Origin of the sequence: uncultured Nevskia sp. (genome assembly GCF_903885465.1) — a bacterium.
Lineage (GTDB): Bacteria > Pseudomonadota > Gammaproteobacteria > Nevskiales > Nevskiaceae > Nevskia.
Genome location: NZ_CAISIQ010000395.1, coordinates 1 through 8,098, shown reverse-complemented (window position 1 = coordinate 8,098; position 8,098 = coordinate 1). Strand labels below are relative to the sequence as shown.

Here is an 8,098-nt window from a genome sequence, read left to right as displayed (position 1 = left end):
CCTGATTCGCCGCCGGGCAGCGTGGTGGACGAAACGGGTTGCCCGCCGCCGCCACCGGCGCCGGTCTGCAAGACGCCGGGTCCTGGCGAGAAGATCTCGCTGGCGGGTTGCGGAACGGGTGACAACATCGTGCTGAAGGGTGTCAATTTCGACACCAACAAGGCGACGCTGACGCTCAACGCCAAGTCGCTGCTGGATGGCGTGGTCAGCGAGCTGACCGAGTACCCGACGATCCATGTGCAGGTCGGTGGTCATACCGACAGCCGCGGTTCGGCGAAGCTCAACGAAGGCTTGTCGCAGCGTCGTGCGGCGTCGGTGGTCAAGTACCTCGGCGACAAGGGTATTGCCGGCAACCGGATGACCAGTGCCGGCTTCGGTGCCTCGCAGCCGATCGCCGACAACGGCACCACCGAAGGCCAGGACCTGAACCGTCGTGTCGAGCTGAAGATCGTGTCCGGCTCCGGCGTGCGGGAAGTGCCTGCAGCGGCAGCCGCTCCGGCGGCTGCGGAATCGGCGCCTGCCGAAGCGGCCCCGGAAGCAGCCGCTGAAGCCGCCCCTGCGGAAGACGCACCGGCCGCTCCGGCCCCTTAAGCAGCGCAACAGCACCGATCCGCGATGACTCCATTCATCGCGGATCGGTGACCCAGACCAAACAACGCAGTCCAGTCCGTCTCGTCACGTCAGCCAGTGGTTCGGCGCAGCGGGTACGGAAATAGTCGACCAGCATTACGGAGGAGTGGCGTCATGGCATCACGGCCAGCAGTACTCGTTGGGATCACCCTGTCATTGCTCATCACCGCCGCTTCAGCCGCCAAGCTGGGCGACGTGGTGGCCACCAGTGACCAGTGGCTGGTGGCACAGGTCGACTCGCAGAAGAAAGTCGACGGCCTGGCCGAAGAGCGCCTGACGCTTGCGGATGAATACCGCAACTCCTTGCGCGAAGCGGACAGCCTGAAGCTGTACATCCAGCAGCTGAAATCGCAGCTGCGCTCGCAGGAAGCGGAAAAGGATTCGGTGCGTGTGGAGATCCGCGAGATCGCCCGCACCAACATCGCGATTCTGCCGCTGATGCAGGACATGCTGGCGGTGTTCGGCCAGTTCGTGGAGCTGGATACTCCGTTCCTGATCGATGAGCGCAAGGAGCGGGTCAAGGCGCTCAACGACATGATGCCGCGCGCCGACGTCACGGTGTCCGAGAAATTCCGCCGCATCCTCGAGGGCTACCAGGTCGAGATCGACTATGGCCGCACCATCGAAGGCTATCGCGGCAATCTGGACGGCAAGGATGTCGACTTCCTGCGGATCGGCCGCGTCGGCCTGCTGTACCAGACGCCCGACACCAAGGAAACCGGCTACTGGGATCGCGACAAGAAGGGCTGGGTCATCGACAACAGCGCCACTGAAGGCGTCAAGGAAGGTTTGAAGATCGCCCGCAAGCAGTCCTCGCCTGACCTGCTGATGGTGCCCCTCCAGGCTGCTGCCGCTGCTGCGCCGGCTGCTGCCGCCGCCAACTGAGACCACATCCCATGTCCATCCGAATCAAAGACCTCTGTGCTGTAACCACCTTCGCCACCAAGGTTTCGGCGGCGTTCCTTATTGCTTTCGGTTGCGCGTCGATCCCGGCCCAGGCCCAGGACGCAGCAGCCGGTGCCAAGACGCTGGACGACCTGCTGCTGCAGGTGAAGAAAGCCGACCAGAAAGATGCCGCCCTGAACAAGGAGCGCGAAGCCCGCTTCGCCGCCTCGCGCGATCAGCAGGCCAGCCTGCTCGGCGAAGCCAAGCGTGCCAAGGAAGCGCTGGAAGCGGAGTCCGCAGCGCTGCAGCGGCAGTTTGAAGTCAACGACAAGGAAATCGCCGATCTGATGGCGTCACGTGACGCCTCGGCCGGCAACCTCGGCGAGCTGTTCGGCGTCATGCGCCAGAGCGCCGGCGACTTCGCATCGGCCGCCCGCAACTCGATGCTCACCGTGCAGTTCCCGGAGCGCATCGCCCAGCTCGATCGCCTGGCCCAGACCAAGACCATGCCGCCGATCGAAGATCTGCAGGGCTTCTGGTTTGAAATGCAGCGGGAAATGACCGAAGGCGGCAAGGTTGCCCGCTTCGACGCCAGCGTCACCCAGCCGAGCGGCGAGCGCACCAAGAAGAACGTGCTGCGGGTCGGCCCGTTCGTGGCGATCTCGGACGGCAAATTCCTGTCCTACGAGACCGGTTCGGACAGCTTCTCGGTGCCGCCGAAGCAGCCGCCCGGCCACTTCCTGAGCACCGCCAAGTCGTTTGAAAGCCAGGAAACCGGCTATCACCCGATGATTCTCGATCCCTCGCGTGGCGTGCTGATCGGCCTGTACTCGCAGCGTCCGGAAGTGATGGAGCGCATCCACGTCGGTGGCTGGGTGGCTTACCTGATCCTGCTGGTCGGTGCCATCGGCGCAGGCCTGGCGATCTACCAGTTCTTCTATCTGACGATCGTCACCGCCAAGGTCAACAAGCAGCTGACCAACCTCAACAACCTCGACAAGGGCAACCCGGTCGGTCGCGTGCTGGCCTCGTTCAAGGGCTCGGCGATGCCGAAGGACGAAGATGCCGAAGTCGTCGAGCTGCGCATCTCCGAAGCCGTGCTGAAAGAGCTGCCCGCGATCCAGCGCATCCAGCCGTTCGTGAAGCTGGTGGTGGCGGCTGGCCCGCTGCTCGGCCTGGTCGGTACCGTCATCGGCATGATCGAGACCTTCCAGTCGATCACCGAATCCGGCTCGGGCGATCCGAAGCTGATGGCCGCCGGTATCGGCAAGGCGATGATCGCCACCGTCTTGGGCCTCGGTATCGCCATTCCGCTGCTGTTCATCAACTCGGCCCTGGCCTCGCGCTCCAAGCGTCTGGTGCAGATCCTCGATCAGCAGAGCACCGGTCTTCTCGCCGAAACGCTGGAAGCCCGCCAAGGTGGATCGGGTGCCGCCCATGCTTGAGCTCCTGCTGGCCCCGTATGAAGCCGTCGCCGGCTTGATGCACGCCGGTGGCCAGCTGGTGGCGTGGATCTTCATTGCCGGTGTGGTCATGTGGGCACTGATCTTCGAGCGGATCTGGTTCTTCCAGGTCACGCTGCCGAAGCTCACCAAGGACTCGCTGGCGATCTGGGAAGCCCGATCGGAGCGCCACTCCTGGGCCGCGCATCAGGTCCGCAAGGCCCTGGTGTCGCGTCTCTCGAGCGGCATGAGTGCCAACCTGCCGATGGTCAAGGTGCTGGTGCCGCTCTGCCCGCTGCTGGGCCTGGTCGGCACCGTCATCGGCATGCTGGAGGTCTTCGATTCGATGGCGATCTTGGGCTCTGCCGACGCCCGGACCATGGCTGCCGGCGTATCGAAAGCGATGAACTGCACCATGACCGGCCTCGCGGTCAGCGTCTCCGGCATGTATCCGGTATTCAAATTTCAGGCATCGATCCGGTATGAAACCGAATTGCTGGCTGACCGCATCAAGTTCTAGGAAGACACCCCATGCGTCGGATGTCCAACCACGCGGTAGACGACGGTGATGACGAAGACCATGGCATCGACTTGGCGCCGATGCTGGATTTCGTTTTGAACCTGCTGATCTTTTTCATCATCACCGCGATCTTCGTCAAAGAAGTCGGCCTGACCCTGTCGACGCCGCCGCCGAGCAACAAGGCGAAGAAGACCGACAACGACGATTCGACGATGTACATCGCGGTGCGCGACAATGGCGACATCGTGGTCGACCAGCGTCTGATCGACAAAGGCTCGGTGCGCCCGAACGTCGAGCGCTTCAAGGGCGAAAAGCCGGAAGGCTCGGTGATCATCGTGGCGAACACCAAGGCACCGACCGGCATCGTCGTCGGCGTCATGGATGAAGTCCGTCAGGGTGGCATCACCAACGTCTCGATTGCGCCGACGACGACCAGCAGAACCCAGTAGCCCTGTGCAGTAGCACTGAGTAAGGACGAGCGAACGCCATGCTGCCTCAAAGACACGATCACGACGAAGAGCACCACGGCATCGATCTGGCGCCGATGCTGGACTTCGTTTTCAACCTGCTGATCTTTTTCATCATCATCACCTCGTTCGTCAAGCAGAGCGGCGTCAAGGTCGTTCCGACCGACGCCAAGACGGCCGAGCATCGCGACTCCGGCAACATCCTGATTGCCGTGCGCGCCAACGGCGAAATCTGGATGGACCGCAAGAAGGTCTCACTGCCGGAAGTGCGGGCCATGGTCGAGCGCATGCATGCCGAACGCCCCGACGACACCGTTGTGATCCAGGCCGACAAGATGTCGGAGAGCGGGATCATGAGCAAAGTCATGGAACAGGTGCAGGCGGGCGGCATCCTGACCGTTTCGGTCGGCACCAAGGGCAAGGTTTAAGCACATGGCAAGCACCCCAATGCCGCGTGGCACCACCACGCAGAACCCCATCCGTTTCATCCCGGCGCTCTGCGTCGGCCTGAGCGTCATCGTCGGCATGTTCTGGCTGCTGCACACGCTGATCACCCACAGCAGTGTCGCGGTCGGTGCGCTGGAAGTGCTGCCGACCATCGACTTCGTACGCCTGAAGAAGAGCTTCGAAGTGGAGACCCGCGAGCGCAAGCCGCCCCCGGAACTGCCACAGAAGGAAGTGGCGCCGGAAGTGCCGACTCAGCGGATGACCGTGGAAGGCCCGAGTGCCGCTGGCGTCAACATCGGCCAGATCAAGGTCGACAAGGACGTGGCCAAGAACACCGGCTTTGCCTTGTCGGCGTCTGACGGCGAATACCTGCCAATCGTCAAGGTCGCGCCGCTCTATCCGAGCAGCGCACTGAGCCGCGGCATCGAAGGCTATGTGCTGCTCGAATTCACCGTTACCGAGACCGGCGCCACGGCCGATCCGGTGATCATCGAATCGAAGCCGCAAGGCATCTTCGATCAGGCGGCGGCGAAAGCGGTGCTGAAATTCAAGTACAAGCCGCGCGTCGAGAACGGCCTGCCGATTCGGGTCCCTGGCGTGCGTCACGTCATCACCTTCAAGCTGGACAAGAAACGATGAGCACTGGCAGCAGCCTCTCGATGACCACGCGAACCCGAGCGATGGCCCTGGCCATTGCACTGGGCCTGTCGGCCTGTGCGATGACGGCCCAGGCGGCCGACGACAAGAAGGCCAGCGTCAAGCCGCAGACCAAGGTCACCCAGACCCTGAGTCAGGCCACCTACAAGCAGATGGAAGTCGCTCAGAAAGCCTTCGAAGCCAAGGACTACAAGGGTGCGGAAGCCGCGCTCAACGTGCTCAAGGCCAAGTACGAAAAGCTCAACGACTACGAAAAGGCCACGCTGTGGGTGCAGTACGCAGCGATCTACCGCACCACGGAAGACAACAGACGCGCGATCGAGGCGTACACCAACGTCCTCAAGCAGGCCAACCTGCCGGACGGCCTGCGTGACAATTCGCTGTTTGCACTCGCCCAGACCTACTTCCTGCTCGAGGACTATCCGAAAGCGATCCGGATCCTCGACAAGTGGTTTTCGGTGGTGTCCGACGTGCAGCCGGATGCCTACATCCTCTACGCCCAGGCTTACTACCAGCAGCAAAAGTACGCCGAAGCCAAGGCCCCGATCCTGAAGGCACTGACGGTGGCCAAGGCGCGCAATCAGGAGCCGAAGGAAAACTGGCTCGGCCTGCTTCGCGCCGTCTTCTTCGAACTGAAGGACTACCCGAGCGCGATTCGCGTGATGGAGATCCTGACCAGCACCTATCCGAAAGACACCTACTTCATCCAGCTCTCCGGTCTCTATGGCCTGCAGGGCAATCAGCGCAAGCAGCTGAACGTCATGCATGCCGCCTACAAGGGTGGCTTCATCACCAATGTCGGCGACGTGCTGAATCTGGCGCGTCTGTATCTGGCGGAAGAAGCGCCGCAACAGGCGGTCAATCTGATCACTGCGCGGATGAAGGACAAGCTGATCCCGCTCAACGCCGAGAACCTGCAGCTGCTCGCGCAGGCCCTGGCGATCGCCAAGGAAACCGAGCGCTCGATCCCGGTGCTGGTCAAGCTGTCGTCGCTGACTGGCGAGTCGAAGCACTACAACTTCCTCGGCCAGGCGTACTCGCAGACCGGTGAGTGGTCGAAAGCCGCCGAAGCCTATGCCGCTGCCCTCAAGGGTGCCAACGTCTCGAACCCCGGCAGCCTGAACATGCAGCTCGGCACCGTGCTCTACAACAGCGGCAAGCTCGCAGAAGCCAAACAGGCGTTCTCGCAAGCGTCCGGATCCGAGTCCCAGACCGAAGCTGCCGCCAACTGGGTCAAATTCATCAACACCGAAATCGAACGCAATCAGGCGCTCAGAGCTCGCGCCGGATAGTCATTGGCGCGAGACCAGCGGGATTGCACCACTGTGCTGAGGAGACGGCCGGGTGCAGATAATCGTCAAGAGAGTACCGGGCCGTTCAGCAAGAACGGTATTGACAAGCGCCTTGGCGTGCATCGCGCTGCTGGCGTGCTTGCCGCTGGCCAGCTCGGCGGCTGATCGCAAAGCCGATAGCAAGAAGATCGCGAAGTCAGTGGCTGCGCCCGCTCGTGCCGCGCTGTCATCGACAACGGTGAACGGCGCGCGGACCAAGGTCCTGGCGTCTGGTCCGATCGCGCGGCTCGCGCCGCCCGTCAATTACGCGATGCCATCGGTGCCGAAGCCGGAGCAATCGCTAGTGCCGGACGTCGCCCGAGATCGGCCGATGACCACGCTGGAATACGCCTCGACCCTGAGAGCGCCGCTGGGTCTGCTGCGTGTCAGCTCGTCCTACGGGATGCGCATGCATCCCTTAGCCAAGCGCGAGCTGTTTCATCAGGGCATCGATTACGCCTCGCCCCTGGGAACGCCGATCCGCGCCGCCCAGGATGGCCAGATCAAGGAAATGCAGGGCCGCAAGGGCTTCGGCTTCGTCACCCGGATCAGCCACAGCTACGGCGTCGAAACGGTTTATGGCCACATGCTGAAATTCATGCCGGGCCTGAAGCGCGGTTCGGTGGTCCGTCGCGGCGACATCATCGGATTCGTCGGATCGACCGGGCGCTCAACCGGACCGCATCTCCATTTCGAAGTGCTGGCCAATGGCAAGCAGGTCGATCCCCTCCGACTGACCATGGCCTTCGCACCTGATCGCCTGCTGTCTATGCGATGAACGAAGTGGAGTGCTCCTGAACGGAGCGCCTCCATCGTCGGAAAGTATTTTGTTGCCCGTCAGCGCAGTTGGTTATTGCGGCCGACTTGCGGGGGTTTCTGTTCCAGTCGCTCGGCGACTTTTTCGAGACGAGCGACCAGCGTTTCCAGCGCCGCCGCCGGTTGATTTGAAACCGGATGGGCCAGCATGCCGCGGTAGACGACGGTGGCAATGCCTTCAGCTACTTCGTCCGGCGAGAAATCGCCTTCGCCGCGCAAGAAGGCCCAGGTTCGATGTTCGATGCAGCCGTGCAGCATGTCTCGCATCAGAGCGGGCGAGACATCGGCGTGAAACTCGCCCGTGGCGATCGCGTCCTTGCAGATCTGCAGGGTTTCGCGAGTGAAGTGACGGTTCAGTTCGAAAAATGGAGTGCTGCGGTAGTTCGGATCGGGGCGCAGTTCCATCAGCATGAAGCGGCTCAATACCGGTTCACGCTTGATGATCGACAGCGTTCGCCAGGCGACGTGCCGCAGCTTGTTCTGGGTGCCGCTGATGCCATCCAGATGGGAATCGGCGCTGAGCTGCTCGCCGAACCAGAGTTCGGCGACTTTCACCAGCAGGTCGCGCTTGTTCTGGAAGTAGCGGTAGATCGTGCCTTCGACGATGCCGGCCTGACGGGCGATATCGGCGAGCAGGATCTTCTCGTAGCCCTTCTCCGAGATGACTTGTCGAGCTGCGTTGAGGATGTCGGCAGTACGGTCGTCGATCGACAGGCGACTCGCAGATTTGCGGCTTGCATTTTTGGCCATCTAGAGCAATTCCGGGGTTGTTAATGAATTCAGTTTACTTGATTTTATATTTGTAAATATTTGATTTTATTGTTTATTTGAAACAACTAATCTCGCTTAATGAAATTCTGTTGACTTATGTTCAGATTGACGCCTAGTATGGTTCCATATCAT

10 protein-coding genes are annotated in these 8,098 nt (G+C 61.7%); 9 read left to right on the top strand and 1 reads right to left on the bottom strand.

What is annotated here, in order from left to right; translation table 11 throughout:
• The 9 genes from QZY06_RS15390 to QZY06_RS15350 all read left to right on the top strand — a co-directional run.
• Window positions 1-591: OmpA family protein (locus QZY06_RS15390; protein WP_295685946.1), on the top strand; the 591-nt coding region annotated here is incomplete at its 5' end.
• 153 nt (window positions 592-744) lie between these two features.
• Window positions 745-1,515: a DUF3450 domain-containing protein gene (locus QZY06_RS15385; RefSeq protein WP_295685945.1), complete on the top strand. Its 771-nt coding sequence runs from the start codon at window positions 745-747 to the stop codon at window positions 1,513-1,515.
• A gap of 11 nt (window positions 1,516-1,526) precedes the next feature.
• Window positions 1,527-2,960: a MotA/TolQ/ExbB proton channel family protein gene (locus QZY06_RS15380; RefSeq protein ID WP_295685944.1), complete on the top strand. Its 1,434-nt coding sequence runs from the start codon at window positions 1,527-1,529 to the stop codon at window positions 2,958-2,960.
• On the top strand, window positions 2,953-3,477 hold the full coding sequence (locus QZY06_RS15375; protein WP_295685943.1) for a MotA/TolQ/ExbB proton channel family protein: 525 nt from the start codon (window positions 2,953-2,955) through the stop codon (window positions 3,475-3,477). The genes QZY06_RS15380 and QZY06_RS15375 overlap by 8 nt, the downstream gene beginning before the upstream one ends.
• Before the next feature lie 11 nt (window positions 3,478-3,488).
• Window positions 3,489-3,926: a biopolymer transporter ExbD gene (locus QZY06_RS15370; protein WP_295685942.1), complete on the top strand. Its 438-nt coding sequence runs from the start codon at window positions 3,489-3,491 to the stop codon at window positions 3,924-3,926.
• A gap of 38 nt (window positions 3,927-3,964) precedes the next feature.
• Window positions 3,965-4,372: a biopolymer transporter ExbD gene (locus QZY06_RS15365; RefSeq protein WP_022978557.1), complete on the top strand. Its 408-nt coding sequence runs from the start codon at window positions 3,965-3,967 to the stop codon at window positions 4,370-4,372.
• Window positions 4,373-4,376: 4 nt separating this feature from the next.
• Entirely contained in the window at window positions 4,377-5,030 is a 654-nt protein-coding gene (locus QZY06_RS15360) for an energy transducer TonB (RefSeq protein ID WP_084711644.1), read from the top strand.
• A complete protein-coding gene (locus QZY06_RS15355) occupies window positions 5,027-6,340 on the top strand; it encodes a lipopolysaccharide assembly protein LapB (protein WP_295685941.1) in 1,314 nt (437 codons plus the stop codon). The genes QZY06_RS15360 and QZY06_RS15355 overlap by 4 nt, the downstream gene beginning before the upstream one ends.
• A 112-nt stretch (window positions 6,341-6,452) precedes the next feature.
• On the top strand, window positions 6,453-7,157 hold the full coding sequence (locus tag QZY06_RS15350; RefSeq protein WP_295685940.1) for a M23 family metallopeptidase: 705 nt from the start codon (window positions 6,453-6,455) through the stop codon (window positions 7,155-7,157).
• A 59-nt stretch (window positions 7,158-7,216) separates the two neighbouring features.
• Here the strand turns inward: QZY06_RS15350 and QZY06_RS15345 are convergent, their stop codons facing one another.
• On the bottom strand, window positions 7,217-7,945 hold the full coding sequence (locus tag QZY06_RS15345) for a TetR/AcrR family transcriptional regulator (RefSeq protein ID WP_295685939.1): 729 nt from the start codon (window positions 7,943-7,945) through the stop codon (window positions 7,217-7,219).
• Window positions 7,946-8,098: the final 153 nt, after the last annotated feature.